At 68.6% G+C, this 17101-nt stretch carries 16 protein-coding genes; 5 read left to right on the forward strand and 11 right to left on the reverse strand.

All coding sequences use genetic code 11. The features are described from left to right. The first annotated feature begins 12 nt into the window (after positions 1 to 12). The 4 genes from AC1VNM_RS17715 to rpoH all read left to right on the forward strand — a co-directional run bounded on the left by AC1VNM_RS17715 (position 13) and on the right by rpoH (position 7199). Positions 13 to 1626 (forward strand): MDR family MFS transporter, encoded by a 1614-nt coding sequence (locus AC1VNM_RS17715; RefSeq protein WP_483109297.1) that lies wholly within the window; start codon positions 13 to 15, stop codon positions 1624 to 1626. A gap of 118 nt (positions 1627 to 1744) precedes the next feature. Beyond that, positions 1745 to 3163, forward strand: a complete 1419-nt coding sequence (locus AC1VNM_RS17720) for an efflux transporter outer membrane subunit (protein ID WP_483109298.1) — start codon at positions 1745 to 1747, stop codon at positions 3161 to 3163. A gap of 147 nt (positions 3164 to 3310) precedes the next feature. Next, a complete protein-coding gene (locus AC1VNM_RS17725) occupies positions 3311 to 6127 on the forward strand; it encodes an ATP-binding protein (protein ID WP_483107798.1) in 2817 nt (938 codons plus the stop codon). A 157-nt stretch (positions 6128 to 6284) separates the two neighbouring features. Then, a complete protein-coding gene (gene rpoH, locus AC1VNM_RS17730) occupies positions 6285 to 7199 on the forward strand; it encodes an RNA polymerase sigma factor RpoH (protein WP_377160321.1) in 915 nt (304 codons plus the stop codon). A 184-nt stretch (positions 7200 to 7383) separates the two neighbouring features. On the opposite strand, the gene AC1VNM_RS17735 is transcribed toward rpoH, so the two are convergent. The 5 genes from AC1VNM_RS17735 to AC1VNM_RS17755 are packed head-to-tail and all read right to left on the reverse strand — an operon-like array spanning position 7384 to position 11663. Continuing rightward, positions 7384 to 8004, reverse strand: a complete 621-nt coding sequence (locus tag AC1VNM_RS17735; RefSeq protein ID WP_483107799.1) for an SCO family protein — start codon at positions 8002 to 8004, stop codon at positions 7384 to 7386. A gap of 43 nt (positions 8005 to 8047) precedes the next feature. Next, the gene (gene cyoE / locus AC1VNM_RS17740) at positions 8048 to 8956 is read right to left on the reverse strand and encodes a heme o synthase (protein ID WP_431100122.1); all 909 of its coding nucleotides are present in this window, start codon (positions 8954 to 8956) and stop codon (positions 8048 to 8050) included. Next, positions 8953 to 10152, reverse strand: a complete 1200-nt coding sequence (locus AC1VNM_RS17745; protein WP_483107800.1) for a COX15/CtaA family protein — start codon at positions 10150 to 10152, stop codon at positions 8953 to 8955. The genes cyoE and AC1VNM_RS17745 overlap by 4 nt, the downstream gene beginning before the upstream one ends. 19 nt (positions 10153 to 10171) lie before the next feature. Beyond that, the gene (locus AC1VNM_RS17750) at positions 10172 to 10888 is read right to left on the reverse strand and encodes an SCO family protein (RefSeq protein WP_483107801.1); all 717 of its coding nucleotides are present in this window, start codon (positions 10886 to 10888) and stop codon (positions 10172 to 10174) included. Next, positions 10881 to 11663: an SURF1 family protein gene (locus tag AC1VNM_RS17755; protein ID WP_483107802.1), complete on the reverse strand. Its 783-nt coding sequence runs from the start codon at positions 11661 to 11663 to the stop codon at positions 10881 to 10883. The genes AC1VNM_RS17750 and AC1VNM_RS17755 overlap by 8 nt, the downstream gene beginning before the upstream one ends. A 67-nt stretch (positions 11664 to 11730) precedes the next feature. On the opposite strand from AC1VNM_RS17755, the gene AC1VNM_RS17760 reads away from it, so the two are divergent. Beyond that, entirely contained in the window at positions 11731 to 11940 is a 210-nt protein-coding gene (locus AC1VNM_RS17760) for a DUF2909 domain-containing protein (RefSeq protein ID WP_297529916.1), read from the forward strand. 129 nt (positions 11941 to 12069) lie between these two features. Here AC1VNM_RS17760 and AC1VNM_RS17765 read toward each other — a convergent pair whose 3' ends face one another. The 6 genes from AC1VNM_RS17765 to coxB all read right to left on the reverse strand — a co-directional run bounded on the left by AC1VNM_RS17765 (position 12070) and on the right by coxB (position 16973). After that, positions 12070 to 12954, reverse strand: a complete 885-nt coding sequence (locus AC1VNM_RS17765; protein WP_377160309.1) for a cytochrome c oxidase subunit 3 — start codon at positions 12952 to 12954, stop codon at positions 12070 to 12072. Positions 12955 to 12979: 25 nt separating this feature from the next. Then, positions 12980 to 13231 carry a DUF2970 domain-containing protein gene (locus AC1VNM_RS17770; RefSeq protein ID WP_377160307.1) on the reverse strand — a complete coding sequence of 84 codons (252 nt, stop codon included), beginning with the start codon at positions 13229 to 13231 and terminating at the stop codon, positions 12980 to 12982. Positions 13232 to 13265: 34 nt separating this feature from the next. Beyond that, on the reverse strand, positions 13266 to 13907 hold the full coding sequence (locus AC1VNM_RS17775; protein ID WP_483107803.1) for a cytochrome c oxidase assembly protein: 642 nt from the start codon (positions 13905 to 13907) through the stop codon (positions 13266 to 13268). Further along, complete coding sequence (locus tag AC1VNM_RS17780) at positions 13904 to 14023, reverse strand: cytochrome oxidase small assembly protein (RefSeq protein ID WP_297529912.1); 120 nt, start codon at positions 14021 to 14023, stop codon at positions 13904 to 13906. The genes AC1VNM_RS17775 and AC1VNM_RS17780 overlap by 4 nt, the downstream gene beginning before the upstream one ends. A gap of 38 nt (positions 14024 to 14061) precedes the next feature. After that, positions 14062 to 15693 (reverse strand): cytochrome c oxidase subunit I, encoded by a 1632-nt coding sequence (ctaD, locus tag AC1VNM_RS17785; protein WP_483107804.1) that lies wholly within the window; start codon positions 15691 to 15693, stop codon positions 14062 to 14064. 95 nt (positions 15694 to 15788) lie between these two features. Then, complete coding sequence (gene coxB / locus AC1VNM_RS17790) at positions 15789 to 16973, reverse strand: cytochrome c oxidase subunit II (protein WP_483107805.1); 1185 nt, start codon at positions 16971 to 16973, stop codon at positions 15789 to 15791. Positions 16974 to 17101 lie beyond the last annotated feature (128 nt).

The raw sequence follows: 17101 nt of genomic DNA on the forward strand, positions 1-17101 counted from the left end.
GCGCCGGGTGCAATGGGTGGACCAAGCACGCAAGGTCCGCCGCGCGCGGCCGGCGCGACACCGCACGCCGAGCCCAACGCCGGCACGGGCGACTGGATCGCCGTCGCGGCCGGCGCGCTCGGCGCGCTGATGGCGACGCTGGACATCTCCATCACCAACTCGGCGCTGCCGCAGATCCAGGGCGCGATCGGCGCGACCGGCACCGAGGGCACCTGGATCTCCACCGGCTACCTGATGTCGGAGATCGTCATGATCCCGCTGGCCGCGTGGCTCACGCGCGTCTTCGGGCTGCGCAACTTCCTGGTCGGCAACGCGGCGCTGTTCACCTTCTTCTCGGTGCTGTGCGGCCTCTCGGGCAGCCTGCCGATGCTGATCCTCGCCCGCATCGGTCAGGGCTTCACCGGCGGCGCAATGATCCCCACCGCGCAGACCATCATCCGCACGCGGCTGCCGCGCCATCAGCTTCCCGTCGGCATGACGCTGTTCGGATTGATCGTGCTGCTCGGGCCGCTGCTGGGCCCGGTGCTCGGCGGCTGGCTGACCGAGAACGCCAGCTGGCACTGGTGCTTCTTCATCAACGTGCCGGTCTGCGCCGCGCTGCTGACGCTGCTGCTGCTGGGACTGCCCGCGCAGCGCATGCACCTGGAGGAGTTCATCCGCGCCGACTGGCTCGGCATCGTGGGCCTCGCGGTCGGCCTGTCGACGCTGACCGTCGTGCTCGAGGAAGGCCAGCGCGAACGCTGGTTCGAGTCCTCGCTGATCGTGTCGCTGAGCCTGGTCTCGGCGATCGGCATGGCGATGATCGCGCTCTCGCAGCGCTACGCGTCCAGGCCCATCCTGCGCTTGAAACTGATGCGCAACTGGCACTACGCCAGCGTCATCGTCATCGTGTTCACCGTCGGCGCGGGGCTGTACTGCATCTCCTACCTGGTGCCGCAGTTCCTCGCGTTGATCGCCGGCTACAACGCGCAGCAGTCGGGCGCGATCATGCTGCTGGCCGGCGTGCCTGCCTTCCTGATGATGCCCATCCTGCCGCGGCTGATCTCGCGCGTGGACCTGCGCGTGATGGTGATCCTCGGACTCACGGCCTTCGCCGCGAGCTGCCTGCTCGACATCAGCCTCACCGCCCAGAGCGTCGGCCACGACTTCGTCGGCTCGCAGCTGCTGCGCGGCGTCGGGCAGATGCTCTGCATGATGCCGCTCAACCAGGCCTCGATGGCGACGGTCACGCGCGAGGAATCGGGCGACGCCGCCGGCATCTACAACATGGCGCGCAACCTGGGCGGCTCGGTGGGACTCGCCGTCATCGGCACCTTCATCGACCGACGCAACAGCCTGCACATCGATCGGCTGGGCGAGACGCTCAACGCGAATTCGACGCTGGTCCAGGAACGGCTCGCCGGCAGTGCGGCCAGCCACTTCGCGCAGGGAGGCGACTTCGCCTACGCGCAACTGCAGGCGATGAAGGAACTGGTGCTCACCGTCCATCAGCAGGCCAGCGTGATGACCTTCTCGGAAACCTTCTACGTGCTCGCGGCCGCGCTGCTGCTCTGCGTGCCGCTCGCGCTGACGCTCAGGACGCCAAGGCAGCCCGGCCAGGCACCGGCGTCCAACGACGCCCATTGAGATCCTCATGACCCACTTTCCACACGTCTCCCTCTTGTCCCGCGTCCGATGGCCCGGCCCGCTCCGCGTCGGGCTCACCACGGTCACGACGCTGTCGGCCGTGGCCGCCGCCGCGGCCATGCTGCTGCTCGCCGGCTGCACCACGGTCGGCCCCGACTACCAAAGCGCGCCCGCCGTCGCGAGCGACGCGCTCCGGCAGACGCGCTTCAAACGCGATGACGCGACCAGCGGCGCGACCGCAGGCGCGTCTGCCGGCGCATCCACCGACGCCTCTGCGCCCGTCGCGGCGCGCTGGTGGCGTGCGCTCGACGACAGCACGCTCGACGCCCTCGTCGTGCAGGCGCTGAGGCAGAGCCCCACGCTGCAGGCCGCCGAGGCACGCCTGCGTTCGGCGCGTGCCGCGTTCAATGCGCAGGAGGCCAACGGTCGACCGAAGGGCTCGGCGTCGGCGCTCGGCGCCGGCGTCTGGCAAGGCCCGGGCACCGACCACGAGACTTCGCTTCATCTCTACAGCATCGGTTTCGATGCGACCTGGGAAGTGGATCTCTTCGGCGGCACGCGCCGCGCGGTCGAGTCCGCCTCGGCGCAGGCGCAGGCGGTGCAGGCGGACCTGGCCGATGCGCAGGTGTCGCTGACGGCCGAGGTCGCGTCCACCTACGTCGGCCTGCGCGCCCAGCAAGCCCGGCAGGCGCTGCTGCGCGACACGGCCGCGGTCGACGCGCAGGCGCTGACGCTGGTCCGCCAGCGGCGCGACCAGGGCGTCGCCACCGCCGACGATGTCGAGCAACGCGCCCAGCAGGCCGAGGCGACGCAGGCTTCGCTGGCCGACGTGGCCGCGGAGATCACCGCCTCGCTCGACCAGCTCGCGCTGCTGACGGGACAGGCGCCGGGCACGCTCGATGACGCGCTGGCCGCCGCCACGCCCGCACTGCCGCACGCGCCGGACCGCGTCGCCATCGGCGATCCCGCCGCGCTGCTGCAGCGCCGTCCGGACATCCGCGCGGCCGAGCGCCGCCTGGCCGGCCGCACGGCGCAGATCGGCCAGGAGACGGCGAAGTACCTTCCCAAGCTCAGCCTGCTGGGCAACATCGGCGTCGCCGGCACCGAGCCTGGCAAGCTGTTGCGGACGGACAACCTGGCCCTCGCCGCCGTGCCGTACCTGAGCTGGAACGTCCTCGACTTCGGCCGCACTGCCGCCGCCGTGCGCGAGGCCGAGGCGGGCCGCGACGAGGCCGTCGCCAACTACCAGTCCGCCGTGCTCGGCGCGCTGCAGGACGCCAACACCTCGCTGGCGCGCTTCGGCCGGCAGCGTCAATCGGTGCAGCATCTGCTCGCGCAGCGGGGCTCGACGGCGCGGACACTCGATCTGACAGGGCAACGCCGCCAGGCCGGCGTCGCGAGCCAGATCGACCTGCTCGACGCGCAGCGCCGCGACATCGACGCGCGACTCAAGGCGCTGGATGGCGAGTCCGCGTTGCTGAAGGACTTCGTCGCGCTGCAGAAGAGCCTGGGCCTGGGCTGGGACCTGCCGGCCTGAGGCCGCCACCGCCGACCTTGGCGAGATCGGGCCTCGGCCGCCGCGACGCCGGCGGCCGGGCGCCTCGTTGGTTTCCCAGGACAAGCGCCCGATCCGGGGGGCATTCCGGCATATCGGGCGCGTCGTTGCAAGGGTAGGCTGGCGTTCATGACCGACGCGTCCTCCCCCGCTCCGGCCGCCACGAACGCCGCGGGCGCTGCGCCCGCCACGTCCGCCTCCATCGCGCTCGCGCTCGATCAGGGCAGCGGGGAACCGCCACCGGGCGCGCCGGGCGGGACCGTCTGGCTGATGCTGCTGAACATCGCTCTTGCGGTGGCCTACGCCGCGCTCGGCGTGCTGGCGCTCAAGCTGATCCTGCAGCCCGACTTCGTCTCCCCCATCTATCCCGCCGCCGGCCTCGCCGTCGCCGCTGCCTTGCGCTGGGGCCCCGGCGCGCTGCCGGGCATCGCGATCGGGGGCGCGGCGGTCAGCCTGGCGATCGGCGTCGAGCGCGCGCACCTTCAACCGCTGCAGCCCTTGATGGTCGGCCTTGGCGGCGCGCTGCAGGCGTGGCTGGGCGCGTGGCTCGCGAGACGCTGGATCGGCGCGAACCCGCCCCTGTGCGAACCCGCCGAACTCATGCGCTTCCTCGCCGCGACCGCCGGCATCGCCTGCCTCGTCGCACCGAGCTTCGGCGTCGCGGCGCTGTGGATCACCGGTGCGATCGGGCCGTCGCAGGTCCTGCCGCATTGGCTCGCGTGGTGGGTCGGCGACGCGATCGGCGTGCTGATCGGCGCGCCGGTGGCGCTGGCGCTGTTCGGCCTGCCGCGCAAGCACTGGGCGCCGCGACGACTGAGCGTCGCCCTGCCGATGCTGGTCGCGTGCGCCTTGCTGTTCGGCGCCACGCTGCATGTCGCGCGCAACGAGGATGGACGCCGGCGCCATGCCTTCGAACTGGAAGCGGTGAATGCGCTGAATTCGCTGTCCGACAAGCTGTCGATGCCGCTGACCGCGCTCGAGGCCAACCACAGCCTGCTGCTGGTCGCGCCGGGCATCCGCCGCGGCGACTTCGAACGCGCCCATGCCGAGCGCGCCCGCGCCGGCGGCGCCGTGTACGCGGTGGGCTGGGCGCCGCTGGTGCGTCCGCAGGAGGTGCCCACGTTCGAACGCGCGGCCCAGGCCGACGGCTACGTCGGTTATCACGTCTACGAACGACGCCGGCCCGGTGACCTGACCCCCGACCCCGCCGAGGACAGGCTGCCGATCCGGCTCATCGCGCCGTTCGCGCGCAACCGGCCGGCGATGGGCGCCAACATCCGCAACATCCCGCAGGCGCGCGCCGCGCAGGAGCGCGCGATGGCCACCGGCGAGCCGTCGGCCAGCGAAAGCTTCCCGCTGTCGCAGGACGCCGGCGTGACGCTGATGGGCGTCGTGGTCTACCGCGCACTCTACGAGGGTGGCTTCACCGATCCACGCGACGCCGCCGGCCACGCCCGCAAACCCACCGGCGTGGCCTTCGCGACGCTGCGCCCGGAGGCGCTGCTGCACGACGCGCTGCCGGCTCGCGCAGGCCGGCTCGACTACTGCCTCATCGATGCCACCTCCGGCAGCCGCCGTCCGCTGCTGGCCGGCGACGAGCGTTGCCTGCACCTGCCCGCCGCGCTCCCGAGCCGGTCCCGCGACGTCGATTTCGCCGGACGGGCCTGGCGCCTGATCGTCTACAACCCGTCCGGACTGCCGACCCTGGACGGCAGCGCCGCCCTGCCCTTCGCGATCGCGGGGCTGGCCGGCACCGCGCTGCTGGGCCTGCTGCTGCTCTCGGTCACCGGCAGCACCGCGCGGGTGGCGCGCCGGGTCGAGGAAGCCACCCAGCGCCTGCGCGCCAGCGAGGAGCGTTTCCGGACCATCGTCGAGCACGCGCCGATCGGCGTCGTCTCCTGCGACCTCCAGGCGCGGCCGCAGGAGATCAACCCCTACTTCTGCCAGCTGCTGGGCATGAGCGTCGAGCAGTTGCAGGCGCGCTCGATCATGGCCATCACCCACCCCGAGGACCGGGCCGAGGACAGCCGGCTGGGCATGGCGCTGATCCGGGGCGAGCTCCGCCGCTACAGCCGCATCAAGCGCTACATCGGCGGCCAGGGTCAGGTGATCACGGTCCGGGCCACCGTCAGCCTGCTGCGCGACGCCCAAGGCCTGCCGTCGCGGCTGCTGGGCGTCGTCGAAGACATCGGCGAGCAACTGCGGCTGGCGGAGCTGGAGCGCATCCATGAGGCCGAGCTGGCCGCCAACCGCGCCAAGAACGAGTTCCTGTCCCGGATGAGCCACGAGCTGCGCACGCCGCTCAACGCGATGCTCGGCTTCTCGCAACTGCTGGAGTCGGACCTCGGATCGACGCTCAGCGCCCGGCAGCGAGGCTGGCTGGCGCAGATCCAGCAGTCGGGCTGGCATCTGCTGGAGATGATCAACGACACCCTGGACCTCTCGCGGCTGGACGCCGGCGGCCTGCGCGTGCAGATCGACGACCAGGATCTGGCGCCGATCGCGGCGGACAGCCTCGCGATGATCGAGACCCAGCGCCAGCGACGCGGGGTGAGCATCGAGGTCGAACTGGCCCCCGAGGTCGGCCGGGTGCGCGCCGACGCGACCCGCCTCAAGCAGGTGCTGACCAACCTGCTCAGCAACGCCGTCAAGTACAACCACGACGGCGGACGCGTCTGGCTCCGGGCGCGGCGGGTCGGGGATTCGCAGGTTGAACTGAGCGTCACCGACTCCGGGCCGGGGCTGACCGAGGCGCAGAAGGCGCAGCTGTTCCAGCCGTTCAACCGCCTGGGCCGGGAGGTCGGCGGCATTGAAGGCACGGGGATCGGGCTGGTGATCACCCAGCGGCTGCTGGCGCTGATGGGCAGCCAGTTGCGGGTCGCCAGCACCGCCGGCGAGGGGGCGACGTTCAGCTTTGAGCTGCCAATTTCTTCGGTAGATCAATGACTTAAGTGGATCCTAAGACGGCAGGCACACACTCGGTTTCAGGGGTAGCCCTCCCGTGACGCGTCCGATTTCCGGAGCCTTAGCACTCATCGTCCATGAGTGCTAATATTCTCAGCGTCGAGCCGGAGGACCGGCCCGATACAGGAGCAACGAACACATGTCCAACACCCTTGCATTGAAGGTCCGCGATCCCTGGTCCCTGGTGCCATCGCTCGGGAACCTGGATGCGTACATCACGGCGATCAACCACATTCCTCTGCTGACGCCGGAAGAAGAGAAGGATTACGCCACGCGTCTGAAGACGCATGGCGACGTGGACGCCGCGGGCCGGCTGGTGCTGTCGCACCTGCGGCTGGTGGTGTCGATCTCGCGCCAGTACCTGGGCTACGGCCTGCCGCAGGGCGACCTGATCCAGGAAGGCAATGTCGGCCTGATGAAGGCGGTCAAGCGCTTCGATCCGGAGCAGAACGTGCGGCTGGTGTCGTACGCGATGCACTGGATCAAGGCCGAGATCCACGAGTACATCCTGAAGAACTGGCGCATGGTCAAGGTCGCGACGACCAAGGCGCAGCGCAAGCTGTTTTTCAACCTGCGCTCGAAGAAGCACGCGCTCAAGGAACACGCCGCGAACCAGCAGCGCACCTCGCTGACGGAAGCCGAGATCGCCCTGGTGGCGGAAGAGCTCAACGTCAAGCCCGAGGACGTGGTCGAGATGGAGACGCGCCTGTCCGGCGGTGACGTGGCGCTGGAGCCGCAGACCGACGACGACGGCGAGACCTTCGCGCCGATCGCCTACCTGGCGGACGACACGCAGGAACCGACGCGGGTGATCGAGTCCAAGTCACGCGACCGGCTGGCCACGGACGGCCTGCAGAAGGCGCTGGAGCAGCTCGACGACCGCAGCCGCCGCGTGGTCACGGAGCGCTACCTGAACGTCAACGACGACGGGTCCGGCGGCATGACGCTGCACGAGCTGGCGGCCGAGTACAACGTGTCCGCGGAACGCATCCGGCAGATCGAAGTCGCCGCGATGAAGAAGATGCGCAAAGCGATGGTGGCGGAAGCCGCTTGATCGAAAAGCCGCTCGATCCCCTGATCGACGCCCCATGAAGAAGGCCCCGCACTGCGGGGCCTTCGTCTTTCCGGATGTCAACGCCCCGTCCCTGAGGCCTGCGGGGCCAGGGGGTTGGCCCGATTTGTGGAGCCTGCGAGACGTATGAGGGCCAAGCCCCTGGCCCCGCAGGCCGAGCGCTCGTTCATTGACCGGCGATCAACGCCTTGATATCGCCCATCAACGCCGACGCCCCCGCGCCATAGCGCGAGAACACCCGCACCCGCCCTTGCGGATCGAACAGGAAGCTCGCCGCCGTGTGGTCCATCGTGTAGCTGTCCGGTGTCTTCCCAGGCACCTTGGCGTAGTAGATCTTGAACTCCTTGGCCGTTTCCTTGAGCTGCTCCGGCGAGCCGCGCAGCGCGACGAAGCCGGGGTCGAAGCTTTCGAGATAGGCCTTCAGCAGTTCGGGCTTGTCGCGTTCCGGATCCACGGTGATGAACACGCCCTGGACCTTGTCGCCCTCTGGCCCGAGGGCCTTCTTGACCTGCGCCAGTTCGGCCAGCGTGGTCGGGCAGACGTCGGGACACTGCGTGAAGCCGAAGAACACGACCACGACCTTGCCCTTGAAGTCTTCCAGTGTGCGGGTCTTCCCGTTCTGGTCGGGCAGGCTGAAGCCGCGCGCATACGCCGCGCCGGTCAGGTCCACGCCCTGGAAGCTCGCCTTGGGCGCGGAAGAGAAGCCCAGCTTGTCGCAGCCCGCCAGCAGCGTTGCCGCACCCAGGGCCCCCAAGGCGCCGAGGCCCAGAAAACGTCGCGAGATCATCTGCACATCCGATCCGAAAGAAGGTCCCGAGCGCCGAGGCGGCTCAACTGATCCAGGGACTGACGTAGTGATCGAGCAGCAGCGCGCCGAAGAGCAGCGACAGATGCAGGATCGAGAACAGGAAGGTCTTGCGCGCCAGCGCTTCCGAATAGGCCTTCCACAGCTTGAACGCGTGATGGCAGAACATCAGCCCCAGCACGATGGCCGCGGCCAGGTAGATCCAGCCGCTCATGCCCGTCAGGAAGGGCAGCAGCGTCGCCGCGAACAGCACCCAGGTGTAGAGGAAGATCTGCAGCCGCGTGAACTCGTTGCCGTGCGTCACCGGCAGCATCGGCAGCCCGGCCTTGCGGTAGTCCTCGCTGCGGTACAGCGCCAGCGCCCAGAAGTGCGGCGGCGTCCACAGGAAGATGATCAGGCACATCAGCCAGGCCTCGGCGCCGAGCTCGCCGCGCATCGCCGCCCAGCCCAGCACCGGCGGCATCGCCCCGGAGGCGCCGCCGATCACGATGTTCTGCGGCGTCATCGGCTTCAGGATCACCGTGTAGATGATCGCGTAGCCGACGAAGGTCGCGAAGGTGAGCCACATCGTCAGCGGGTTCACCAGCGCGTACAGGATCGCCGACCCCAGCGCGCACAGCCCGCCCGAGAACAGCAGCGTCTGGTTGCGGCTGAGTTCGCCGCGGGCCGTGGGACGCCACGCGGTGCGTTTCATCTTGGCGTCGATGTGCTGCTCGATCAGGCAGTTGAACGCCGCCGCCGCGCCCGCCACCAGCCAGATGCCGCCGGTGGCGGCGATCAGGCGCACCCATTCCTCGCCCTGCGGCAGGCCGGGGATCGCCAGCGCCATGCCGATGACCGCGCAGAACACGATCAGCTGCACGACCTTGGGCTTGGTCAGTTGGTAGAACTGCCACCAGCGGGAGGGCATGGCGGCCTGCGTCGCGGAACTCATTTCGAACCCATCGTCAGGATGCCGGCGCGCACGGGCGCCGGCTCGATCACATTGCGGGTCGTGCCGGCACGCAGCCGCGCCAGCACGATCGCACACATCAGCAGCAGCGCCGCGGCGCCGCCGGTATGGGCCAGCGCGGCCACCAGCGGCCACCCCAGCACCACGTTGGAAAGGCCGGAGGCCAGTTGCCACGCGCCGACCGCCAGCAGGCGGCGCGCCCAGCGTCGGGCTTCGAGGCCGTCACCGCCGGCACCGGTGCCGCCCTGGCGCCACAAGGCCCAGGCCAGCGCCAGCAGCGCGGCGAACACGATCATCGCGCCACCGCGATGCGCCAGGTGGATCGCCGTCAGCGCCTCGAACGGCAACCAGCCGCCGTGGGCGCCGCGGCCCAGCTCGCGCCACAGCGTGAAGCCGTGTTCGAAGTCGGTCGGCGGCAGCCATTGTCCCTGGCAGGTCGGAAAGTCCTGGCAGGCCAGCACCGCGTAGTTCGTGCTGACCCAGCCGCCCAGCGCCACCTGCACGATCGCCAGCGCCGTGAATGCCATGAATGCACGTCTCAGGCCGGTGGACCAGGCCAGCGGCTTCGGCGCGTAGGACTCGGCCTGCCAGGCCAGCAGCATCAGCAATCCGAGCGCCAGCAGCAGATGCGTCGTCACGATCGCGGGGAAGAGCTTCATCGTCACCGTCCAGGCGCCGAAGAAGCCCTGCACCACGACCCAGACGAGCGACAGCGTCGCCCACCACGGCGACGGCGTTGCCTCGCCGGTGCGGCGGCCGCGCCGCCACACCCCCCAGCTCAGGAGCGCCAGCACCACGAGCAGAAAACCGACGCCACCCGCCATGTAGCGATGCAGCATCTCCATCCATGCCTTGCCATGCGTCACCGGCCCGGTCGGCATCGCCGTCTGCGCGGCGAGGATCTCGGCGCTCGCGCCGATCGGCGAGGCGCTGCCGTAGCAGCCCGGCCAGTCCGGGCAGCCGAGGCCGGAATCGGTCAGCCGCGTCAGCGCGCCGATCAAAATCAGGTCGAAGGTCAGGAAGGTCGCGAGCACCGTCAGCGCGCGCAGCCGCTTCGCCGCCGCGTCGCCGCGATGCCGCCACTGCCACCAGACCAGCGGCACCGCGCCGACGAGCGCGGCCATCGCCAGCAGCTCCAGCAGCGGCTCGAAATCGAAACCGATCGCCAATCCGTTCATGCGCGGGCCGTCCTCTTCATCACCGGCCCGGCTTGTCCCAGCCGGCGTTGGCGCGCATCAGGCGCTCGAGGTCCTTCTTCAGCGGCGAGGGTTCCGGCGTCGCCGGCGAGCGCAGCATCCATCGCCCCATCGGATCGACCAGGAACAGATGCTCGCCCATCCGACGCCCTGGTGCAGCCATCAGCCAGCCTTCGATCGCGGCACGCGGCGCGCGCAGCACCGTCGCCGGCGCGCCGTGGCCGGTCAGCGCGTCGATCTGCGCCGGCGTCAGCGTCACGTCGTCGGGCACCAGCACCAGCTTGTCGAGCTTGTCGCGGTCCTTGCCGAGCATCTCGCGCAACTGGCGCTGCATGAAGAGCATGCGCTCGCAGGCCTCGTCGCAGGCGCGGTCCGGCACATAGGTCAGCAGCCATTGGCCCTTGAGCGATTCAGCCGCCACCGGCGCGCCCTGCAGCGTCGTCAGCGGCATCGCGGCCGGCAGATCGCGCGTCGGCGTGATCAGGTCGCTGTAGGCGCGACCGCGCAGATCCAGCACATAGAAACTGAAGTACGAGGCGATCACCGGCGCCGCGCAGACCAGCAGCACCAGCCACAGCGTCCAGCGCGTGCGCTTCGGAGGATCGAGGTCGGGCATCGGCACCGAATGGACGGCCATCGTCACCGGACCGTCCGGCGGCAGCGGCGTGTCGTTGGGCGCCGGGGCGGCATCGCGGCCGTGGTCGTGTTCGTCACGCATCACGCTGTTCATCGGAGACCTTGGTGGCACGGGCGGCTCGGCCAGCGCGATAGGGAGCGAGGACTTGGAACCAGACATAAAGACCCAGGATCAGCGCCGCGAGCGCAAACCATTGAAACGCGTACCCGTAATGCTTGTGGACATCGACCGCGGGCGGCGGCCAGTGCCGTTGCAGCCCGTCGGCGGCTGGCGTCGCGGGGGCCGCGCGGTCCGACGGCGCCACCCGGTCCGGCTCCGTCTGGAGCAGCACCAGCGGCAGCAGCCGCAGACCGGTCTCGGCCTGCAAGGCCGCGAGGTCGACATTCTGCCGGATCGGCCCCGTCTCCGCGTCCCGGCCCAGCGCATAGGCCTTCGACACGGAGGCCGCCAGGCGGCCTTCGATCCGCACCTCGCCCGTCGGGGTCGACACCGGCGGCAGCGCCTCGCGCTGCGCCGAGTTGCGCGGGCCCCAGCCGCGCTGCACGAGGATCGCGTCGCCGCGACCCGCGAGCTTCAGCGGCGTCACCACGTAGAAGCCGGTGTGGCCGTCCATCACGCGGTTGTCGAGGTAGACGGTGTGCGCCGCATCCCACTGGCCGGCGAGCGTCGCACGGCGGTGCTCGAGCGTGGGCGGCGGCGCCTGGTCCGCCCGCGGCAGCGCGGCCGTCGCGAGCGGCGCTTCCTGTCCGCGTTCGTCGATCGCCCGCTGCATCGTCTTTTTCTGATCGGCCCGATCGAGTTGCCAGGTCCCGAGCGACAGCGCCGCCGCCACGCCGGCGATCGTCGCGATCACCACGACGGCGTGACGCCTTCGGGCCCGGCCCGATGGCCCCGACGGGGCCGGGTGGGAATAATCGTCCGCCATGAAAGTCATCGTCCTCATCGCGTTCATCGGCATCCTGGCCGCGCTCTTCTCGGCCGGCATCCTGATGCTGCGCAAGCAGAAGGGCAAGGCCACCATGGCCCGCGCGCTGGCGGTGCGTGTCGGGCTGTCGGTGGCGCTGTTCCTGTTCATCCTCTTCAGCGCCTGGATGGGATGGATCCATCCCACGGGCCTGCCGATCGGGAAGTGAGCCCCTGACCGGCGGTCGATCATCGCCTGATCCGACCGCCCCATCCGGTCGCCGACCGGACCGCCGCAAAAGAAAAGCGCCGCATCGAGCGGCGCTTTGTCGTTCAGGGGATCGCGCCGCGCGGCGCGGTCACATCCAGTAGACGATGACGTAGAGGCCCAGCCACACCACGTCCACGAAGTGCCAGTACCAGGCCGCGCCCTCGAAGCCGAAGTGGCGGTCGGGCGTGAAGTGCCCCTTCATCAGCCGCAGCGTAATGAACAGCAGCATCAGCATGCCGACGAACACGTGGAAGCCGTGGAAGCCCGTCAGCATGAAGAAGGTCGAGCCGAAGATGCCCGAGTTCAGCTTCAGGTTGAGCGCGTGGTACGCGTGGAAGTACTCGTAGCCCTGGAAGCCCAGGAAGGTCACGCCCAGGATCACGGTGATCCACATCCAGGCGATCGTCTTGGCGCGGTGGCCGGCGATCAGCGCATGGTGCGCGATGGTCAGCGTGATGCCCGAGGTCAGCAGCAGCGCCGTGTTGATCGTCGGGATCGGCCACGGGCCCATCGTCGCGAACGCGTCCACCGTGCCCGCCGGCGAGGCCGTCGCGCCCGCCGCGACGCTGGGCCACAGGCCGTTGAAGTCGGGCCACAGCAGCGCGTTGTCCAGGCTGCCCAACGTCGGGATGCTGTAGCCGCGCGACCAGAACAGCGCGCCGAAGAAGGCCGCGAAGAACATCACCTCCGAGAAGATGAACCAGCCCATGCTCCAGCGGAACGAGAGGTCGATGCGGTCGCTGTACTGGCCGCTTTCGCTCTCGCGGATCGCGTCGCCGAACCACTGCTTGAGCGTGAACGCCCACCACAGCAGCCCGAACAGCAGCGACCACTTGCCCCAGTCATGGCCGTTGATCCACTGGCCCGCGCCCAGGATCACCCAGAACAGGCCGAACGCGGCCATCGCCGGATGCCGCGAAGGGCCAGGCACGAAGTAATAAGGCGTGTTGCCATGAGTCGTCGTTGCCGACATGCGTTCTTCTCCTCGAACTCGGTTCTCAGTTCATTGCCGCACCGCTGCTCACCACCCAGCGGACCAGCAGGATCAATCCGACCACGAACAGCGCCGCGGCGATGACGCCCGCCACGATCACGTGCAGCGGATTGAGCTGCGATACATCCTTCTCGTAGTCCGATCCCTTGCGCACGCCGAAGAAGGACCAGGCCACCGCGCGCAGCGTGGCCCAGAAGGAGCCCTTGCGCTGCATCGCCTGCTTGAGATCCTCGCCCGGCTTCAGGTCATCGGACATCGTCGCTATCGTCGTTCTGCTCAGCCCGCCGCGCTCAGGCGCCGGGCTGGATCTTCACTTCGCCCGCGGGCGTCTTCACCGTGGTCGGCGCCGACAGGTTCGCCTGCGCCTTGCCCTTCCCCGCAACCTCGAAGAAGGTGTACGACAGCGTGATCGTGCGCACGTCCTTCGGGATCTTCGGGTCGATGACGAACACCACCGGCCACTCCTTCTGCTCGCCCGGCTTCAGCGTGTATTCGTTGAAGCAGAAGCACTCGAGCTTGTTGAAATACGGCGTCGCCTGCTTGGGCGCGTAACTCGGGATCGCCTGCGCGGACATGGTCCGCGCCTGGATGTTCTGGAACGTGTACATCACCGTCGTCAGCTCGCCCGGATGGACCGTCAGGTGGCGCGTGGCCGGCTTGAAGTCCCACGGGCCGCGGGCGTTGGCGTCGAACTCGATCGAGATCGTCCGGCTGTAGTCGATCTGCGTGTTCTTCACGTCCTCGGCGCGCACCGCGTGCTGGCGCTCCGACAGCGACAGCACGTTGATGCCCAGCGCCGTGCAGATCGCCCGGTACATCGGCACCAACGCGTAGCCGAAGCACGACATCACCGCCACCACGACCAGCAGCTTGCCGGTCATCCGCAGGTTCTCCCGGCGGATCCAGCTGGCGCGTCGGGCCGGTGCGGTCATGACACGCCGAGGAACGCGATCTTCACCACGAAGCCGATCCCGAAGATCGCGGCCACGCTGGCCAGGATCAGGGCCAGGCGCAGGTTGCTCTTGCGTTGCTCGGGCGTCGGCGACATCGATCGGTCCTCGGGTTCCGCTGCGGTGGCGATTTCGATCAGGCGATGATCTTCGTGGCCGTCACGTCCAGCTTGGGCGGCGTCTCGAAGGTGTGGAACGGCGCCGGCGACGGCACTTCCCATTCCAGACCTTCGGCGGCTTCCCAGGGCTTCTGCGGGGCCTTCTCGCCCTTGCCGCGCATCATCGGGATGGCCACGGCGAGGAAGAAGTAGACCTGCATCAGACCGAAGCCGAAGGCGCCGATCGAGGCCACCGCGTTGAAGTCGGCGAACTGCATCGGGTAGTCGGCGTAGCGTCGCGGCATGCCGGCGAGGCCGAGGAAGTGCATCGGGAAGAAGGTCAGGTTGAAGAAGATCAGCGAGCCCCAGAAGTGGATCTTTCCGCGCGTCTCCGAGTACATGACGCCGCTCCACTTCGGACCCCAGTAGTAGACGCCGGCAAACAGCGCGTACAGCGAGCCGGCCACCAGCACGTAGTGGAAGTGGGCCACCACGTAGTAGGTGTCCTGGAGCTGGATGTCGACCGGTGCGACCGCCAGGATAAGGCCCGTGAAGCCGCCCATCGTGAACACGAAGATGAAGCCCACGGCCCACAGCATCGGGGTCTCGAAGCTCATCGAGCCGCGCCACATCGTCGCCAGCCAGTTGAAGATCTTCACGCCGGTCGGGACCGCGATCAGCATCGTCGCGTACATGAAGAACAGCTGGCCCGTGACCGGCATGCCGGTGGCGAACATGTGGTGCGCCCACACGATGAAGGACAGGATCGCGATCGAGGCCGTCGCGTACACCATCGAGGCGTAGCCGAACAGGCGCTTGCGGGCGAAGGCCGGGACGATCTGGCTCACGATGCCGAACGCCGGCAGGATCATGATGTAGACCTCGGGGTGGCCGAAGAACCAGAAGATGTGCTGGTACATCACCGGGTCGCCGCCGCCCGAGGGCGTGAAGAAGCTGGTGCCGAAGTGGCGGTCCGTCAGCGTCATCGTGATCGCGCCGGCCAGCACCGGCATCACCGCGATCAGCAGGTAGGCGGTGATCAGCCAGGTCCACGCGAACATCGGCATCTTCATCAGCGTCATGCCGGGCGCGCGCATGTTGAGGATGGTCACGATGATGTTGATCGAGCCCATGATCGAGGACGCGCCCAGGATGTGCATCGCGAAGATGCCGGCGTCCATCGACGGGCCCATCTGCAGCGTCAGCGGCGCATAGAGCGTCCAGCCGGCCGCCGGCGCGCCGCCGGGCATGAAGAACGAACCCACCAGCATCAGCGCCGCCGGGATCATCAGCCAGAAGCTGAAGTTGTTCATCCGCGCGAAGGCCATGTCCCCCGCGCCGATCTGCAGCGGGATCATCCAGTTCGCGAAGCCGACGAAGGCCGGCATGATCGCGCCGAACACCATGATCAGGCCGTGCATCGTCGTGAACTGGTTGAACAGCTCAGGATTGAAGAACTGCAGGCCCGGATGGAACAGCTCGGCACGGATGCACAGCGCCAGGATGCCGCCGACCATCAGCATCGTGAAGCTGAACAGCAGGTACATCGTGCCGATGTCCTTGTGGTTCGTCGCGAAGACCCAGCGCCGCCAGCCCGTCGGGGCATGGTGGTCGTGGTGATCGTCATGGTCATGGGCATGACCGGTCGGGTGGTCGAGCACTGCACTCATGTCAAATCCTCGGTAGCTGGTCGCCGGGGCGATCTGGCGTTCAGTCGTTCAGTCGTTCAGTCGGAAGGCGTCGGGTCAGGCGGCGGTGACGGCGGTCACTTGGCGCGCTCGGCCACGACTTCCGCGGGCTGCACGATCTGGCCGGTCTTGTTGGACCAGGCGTTCTTCGTATAGGTGACGATGGCGGCGATCTCGCTGTCCTTGAGCACCGTCTTCCAGGCCGGCATCTGGCCCTTGCCGTTGAGCACCAGGTGGAGCTGCTGGGCGTGGTCGTCGGCCTTCACGATCGCCGAGCCGTCCAGCGCCGGGAACTGGCCCGTGCCCTTGCCGTCGGCCTTGTGGCAGACCGCGCAGTTGGCGTCGAACAGCTTCTGGCCGCGGGCCTGCAGCTCGTCCATCGTCCAGACCTTGCTCGGATCGTCCGCCTTGGCGGCGATCTTCTTCTGTTCCTCGCCGACCCAGGCGCTGTAGTCCTTGGCGCTGAGCACCTTGACGTGGATCGGCATGTAGGCGTGCTCCTTGCCGCAGAGCTCGGCGCACTGGCCGTAGAAGTCGCCGACCTGCTCGGCCTTGAACCAGGTGTCGCGCACGTAGCCCGGGATCGCGTCCTGCTTGACGCCGAAGGCCGGCACCATCCAGGCGTGGATGACGTCGTCGGCGGTCGTGATGATGCGGATCTTCTTGTCGACCGGCACCACCAGCGGGTTGTCGACCTTGAGCAGGTAGTTGTCGACCTGGCCGGGGTGGCCGGAGTCCGACAGCGCGCGGTGCGAGGCGTCCAGCGTCGAGACGAAGCCGATGCCCTCGCCCTCGCCCTTCAGGTAGTCGTAGCCCCACTTCCACTGGTAGCCGGTGGCCTTGATCGTGATGTCGGAGTTGGTGGTGTCCTTCATCGCCACGACGACCTTGGTCGCGGGCAGCGCCATCAGGATGACGATGATGAAGGGCACGATGGTCCACGCGATCTCGACCTTCACGCTCTCGTGGAAGTTCGCCGGCACCGCGCCCTTGGACTTCCGGTGCTTGAAGATCGAATAGAACATGACTCCGAACACGGCGATGAAGATCGCCAGGCAGAGGATCAGCATCATGTTGTGCAGCCACATCTGCTCATGCGCGATCTTGGTGACCGGCGGGTGCAGATTCAGCTGGTTGACGGCCGGACCTCCGGGGAGGTCATTGACCGCCAAGGCGACCTGGCTGGCCAGCGCGGCCGACAGGCCGAACGCGAGCTGGCTGCAGCGGCGCCCCAGTTGCACACAACTGTGTTCAATCGTCATGGTCGTCTCTTTATCCAGTCTTTCTCAAGCTCTTGTCACCCAGGTCTCTTCCAGGCGGCTTCGGTGCTCGAGCCCGCTCGTAGCGCGGGCTCCGGCGCCAAGCGATGGCGGAAACCTACGGGGCCAGC

This window comes from Mitsuaria sp. MSU3D, assembly GCF_056867975.1.

Bases quoted from the DNA above. Each gene is read 5' to 3' on its own strand.
- AC1VNM_RS17715 (WP_483109297.1), top strand. From the start codon at position 13: ATGGGTGGACCAAGCACGCAAGGTCCGCCGCGCGCGGCCGGCGCGACA.
- AC1VNM_RS17720 (WP_483109298.1), top strand. From the start codon at position 1,745: ATGCTGCTGCTCGCCGGCTGCACCACGGTCGGCCCCGACTACCAAAGC.
- AC1VNM_RS17725 (WP_483107798.1), top strand. From the start codon at position 3,311: ATGACCGACGCGTCCTCCCCCGCTCCGGCCGCCACGAACGCCGCGGGC.
- rpoH (WP_377160321.1), top strand. From the start codon at position 6,285: ATGTCCAACACCCTTGCATTGAAGGTCCGCGATCCCTGGTCCCTGGTG.
- AC1VNM_RS17735 (WP_483107799.1), bottom strand. From the start codon at position 8,004: ATGATCTCGCGACGTTTTCTGGGCCTCGGCGCCTTGGGGGCCCTGGGT.
- cyoE (WP_431100122.1), bottom strand. From the start codon at position 8,956: ATGAGTTCCGCGACGCAGGCCGCCATGCCCTCCCGCTGGTGGCAGTTC.
- AC1VNM_RS17745 (WP_483107800.1), bottom strand. From the start codon at position 10,152: ATGAACGGATTGGCGATCGGTTTCGATTTCGAGCCGCTGCTGGAGCTG.
- AC1VNM_RS17750 (WP_483107801.1), bottom strand. From the start codon at position 10,888: ATGCGTGACGAACACGACCACGGCCGCGATGCCGCCCCGGCGCCCAAC.
- AC1VNM_RS17760 (WP_297529916.1), top strand. From the start codon at position 11,731: ATGAAAGTCATCGTCCTCATCGCGTTCATCGGCATCCTGGCCGCGCTC.
- AC1VNM_RS17765 (WP_377160309.1), bottom strand. From the start codon at position 12,954: ATGTCGGCAACGACGACTCATGGCAACACGCCTTATTACTTCGTGCCT.
- AC1VNM_RS17770 (WP_377160307.1), bottom strand. From the start codon at position 13,231: ATGTCCGATGACCTGAAGCCGGGCGAGGATCTCAAGCAGGCGATGCAG.
- AC1VNM_RS17775 (WP_483107803.1), bottom strand. From the start codon at position 13,907: ATGACCGCACCGGCCCGACGCGCCAGCTGGATCCGCCGGGAGAACCTG.
- AC1VNM_RS17780 (WP_297529912.1), bottom strand. From the start codon at position 14,023: ATGTCGCCGACGCCCGAGCAACGCAAGAGCAACCTGCGCCTGGCCCTG.
- ctaD (WP_483107804.1), bottom strand. From the start codon at position 15,693: ATGAGTGCAGTGCTCGACCACCCGACCGGTCATGCCCATGACCATGAC.
- coxB (WP_483107805.1), bottom strand. From the start codon at position 16,973: ATGACGATTGAACACAGTTGTGTGCAACTGGGGCGCCGCTGCAGCCAG.